Annotated in this window: 3 protein-coding genes; all 3 read left to right on the top strand. The window is 37.6% G+C overall.

Annotated features, from left to right (window positions below):
* Positions 1 to 174: 174 nt before the first annotated feature.
* Genes istA through WMZ97_RS21750 form a run of 3 tightly spaced genes read left to right on the top strand, consistent with a single transcriptional unit; the run spans position 175 to position 2,665 of the window.
* Positions 175 to 1,716: an IS21 family transposase gene (gene istA, locus WMZ97_RS21760; protein WP_343274160.1), complete on the top strand. Its 1,542-nt coding sequence runs from the start codon at positions 175 to 177 to the stop codon at positions 1,714 to 1,716.
* Positions 1,713 to 2,468: an IS21-like element helper ATPase IstB gene (gene istB / locus WMZ97_RS21755; RefSeq protein ID WP_343274159.1), complete on the top strand. Its 756-nt coding sequence runs from the start codon at positions 1,713 to 1,715 to the stop codon at positions 2,466 to 2,468. Before istA ends, istB begins: the two co-directional genes overlap by 4 nt.
* Positions 2,465 to 2,665 (top strand): hypothetical protein, encoded by a 201-nt coding sequence (locus WMZ97_RS21750; RefSeq protein WP_343274158.1) that lies wholly within the window; start codon positions 2,465 to 2,467, stop codon positions 2,663 to 2,665. Before istB ends, WMZ97_RS21750 begins: the two co-directional genes overlap by 4 nt.
* The last annotated feature ends 156 nt before the right edge of the window (positions 2,666 to 2,821 follow it).

The following is a 2,821-nucleotide window of genomic DNA, read 5'->3' as shown; positions in this document are numbered from 1 at the left end:
AATTGAATATTGCGGATGAATTGAGCCACTTATGCGGAGTTTTGAGCCAGTCAATGCGGAAAAATGAGCCACCTTCTGCGGACTGGAGAGCCAGCACGGTAAAATAGAATAACCTCTTGTATAATAAAAAATGCATGCAAACAAGCATGACATTATTATACAGGAGGTTTTTTTATGGTTAATTGTCGTAAGATTCTGGAGCTGTATTTTGAAGGAGTCAGTCAAAGGACAATTAGTTCTAGCACTGGTCATTCAAGGAATACAGTATCTGATGTCGTTCAACGTGCCAGGAAGCTTGGTGTGGAAAGTTTGAACGATACCATGACCAATTCATGGCTGGAGGCTTTTCTCTTTCCAGAGAAACAAGCTATTGAGAAAGGTTACTTCCCAGTTGATTGGGAAAAAGTGCATAAGGAACTACAAAAAAAGAATGTCACTTTGACTTTATTGCATTATGAGTATGCGACAGAAGCACGTGAGGGTGGGAAGATTCCCTATGCCTACCGGACTTATTGTGAGAACTATGGGAAGTATGCGAAGAAATATAAATTAACAATGCCTATTCGTAGAAAACCAGGTGAAATCATGGAGGTGGACTGGGCAGGTTCGACGCTGGAAATAATGGATCGTACAACAGGAGAATTAATTCCAGCATACGTTTTTATTGCGACCTTACCTTACAGTCAATTTAGTTACGTGGAAGCATTTTTAGATATGAAATCAGCTAACTGGCTTATCGCTCATATACATGCATTAGAGTACTTTGGAGGAGTTCCTGAAACCTTGGTCCCAGATAATTTGAAAACAGGGGTTACAAAAGCTCTTCGGGGTGAACCTCTTCTCAATGAAGCATATCGTGAACTAGCAGATTATTATCGTACAGTTATTGTTCCGAGCCGTGTTCGAAAACCAAAGGATAAACCAAGCGTCGAAGGAACTGTTGGTTACATTTCAAGACAAATTATCGCTTCACTAAGAAACTATCAATGTTTTCAAATTGAAGATTTAAATCAACGAATCTTTGAAAAGCTAGAAAAAATCAATACAATTGATTTCCAAAAACGCCCAGGTTCACGTAAAAAGGTGTTTGAGGAAGAAGAGAAATCCCACCTTCTACAGCTTCCTCAAACACGTTACAAACTTTCGGAATGGAAAACAGCAAAAGTTCAACTGAACTATCATATCCAAGTTGAACGAATGTATTATTCCGTTCCATATGATTACGTCCGTGAACAAGTCGAAGTCCGACTTACTACGGATCTAATTGAAGTTTACTTCAAAGAAGCACGAATTGCATCCCATAAAAGATTAATCGGGGAAGTTGGTCAGTTTTCTACAAATACCGATCACATGCCTGATAATCATCGATTATATCTAGAGCATAATCCTGAAAATAACCGTAAATGGGCAGAAACAATTGGCTCCTCTATGGTACGGTTTGTTTCTTATATCTTAGAAATGAATGCGGAAAAGAAAGCTCTAAACATTCTAAGTACATTAAGGAATCTATCAACAAAATACACAAAAATTGAACTTGAGAAAGCGACACATACATTGCTTGAAATATCAACAAATCCCACAATTTCTGTTTTAAAAGGAGTATTAGATAGAGGTAAGAAACGTAAGCAAAAATCGAATATTGATAATCAACAAAATAATACCAATGATCATGGTTTTATCCGTGGTGCTGAATACTTTGGAGGGGACAAAAAATGATGAACCAAGAAACATTACGTAAATTAACCGAAATGAAGATGGGTGCAATGGCAGAATTATATCAGCAACAAAGTCAGAACAATAATTATAATGACATGGATTTTGATAATCGTTTTAATCTTTTAGTAGATTACGAGTATGATCGTCGAAAATCAAACAGGCTGGCACGGTTAATTAAACAAGCAACCTTTGATGAGCCAACGGCAGCTATTGAAGACATAGAATATCATCCTGATCGCAAGCTGGATAAAAATTTAATATTAGAGTTAGCAACGGGGAACTATATTCAAAATCACCTTAACATTATTTTAATGGGGGCTTCAGGGAACGGAAAAACATGGATATCTAATGCCTTTGGTGTTCATGCGTGTCGTCAATTTTACAAAGTAAAGTATATTAGACTACCAGAGTTACTTGATGAATTAGCTGTCGCAAAATATGAGGCTGATGGTAGCTTCCGGAAGATCATTCAAAAATACAAAAAGATTGATCTACTAATACTTGATGAATGGTTATTAACTGAGCTTTCAGAGGAAAATGCACTTCACGTGTTGGAAATTATTGAGTCGAGATTAAAGAGAGCATCTACTATATTCTGTTCCCAATTCTCACCGGAAGGTTGGCATTCGAAGCTGGGGCAAGCACAGGTGGCAGATGCGATTCTTGATCGTATTGTACATGATTCCTATAAAATTCTAGTAGATGGTGAAGTATCAATGAGAGAACGTCATGGTTTGGGGGCGTTTAAATGATCCCAGTAGAAGTTGAAAACCGTATAGCCAATTATTTCTTTCATAGGTATTTGCCAGAAGAGATAATGATGGAAGTAGTAGACAGGCTATTACCTCTTTGTGCGTGGATGGAAGAAGAGGATTTAGATTTTGATGAACTTGTCACTTGGGCTATTGAGATTATTGATCAGCAATTAAAAGAAAAAAGATTTAAATAAGATTAGCAGCCATTGGAATAGACCTATTTATTTCAATGGCTGTCTATTTTCTCCTCTAATAATTAGTGGCTTCCTCCTCCGCATTCACTGGCTCAATTGTCCGCAAACGGTGGCTCAAAACTCCGCACAGCTGGCTCATTCTGTCCGCAATACTCA

This window comes from Lentibacillus songyuanensis (assembly GCF_039548255.1).
Lineage (GTDB): Bacteria > Bacillota > Bacilli > Bacillales > Amphibacillaceae > Lentibacillus_C > Lentibacillus_C songyuanensis.
This window is presented reverse-complemented; position numbering and strand designations above follow the sequence as displayed.